This is a genomic window from Mycobacterium sp. KBS0706 (assembly GCF_005938675.2).
Lineage (GTDB): Bacteria > Pseudomonadota > Alphaproteobacteria > DSM-16000 > Inquilinaceae > Inquilinus.
In genome coordinates this window covers 1-360 of the sequence record NZ_VCCH02000383.1, presented here as the reverse complement: position 1 = coordinate 360, position 360 = coordinate 1, and the positions used below count along the sequence as shown (strand labels likewise).

The 360-nt window shown below is 70.3% G+C and carries 1 pseudogene; it reads left to right on the top strand.

Annotated elements, in window-relative coordinates:
• Window positions 1-360 (top strand): annotated as a pseudogene (locus tag FFK22_RS42380) (ISL3 family transposase); the annotation flags it as partial.

Genomic DNA, 360 nt, shown 5'->3' with positions numbered 1-360 from the left:
ATCCGGACCTGCTCACCGCCGCCGAGCGGATCCAATACGAGGGATACATTCGCCGCGAGGACACCAACGCCGCCATTCTCGGGCTGGCCAAGGATGGCGTCACGATCAAGGAGATCGTGCGCCGCACCGGGCACAGCCGCAATCTGGTCCGCAGGGTGCTGCGTGGCCAGCGCTCCGACGTCTTTCGCGTCCGGGAGAGCTCCCTCGAGCTCTATCTGCCATGGCTCGACGCCCAGTGGGCGGCCGGTCAATGCAACGGCGCCGAGCTGTGGCGGCGCCTCAAAGCCCAAGGCTTCCGCGGCTGCCTTCGGGTCGTGGCCGAGTGGGCCGCCCGCCGCCGCCGCCGCGCGGAGCAGGTCG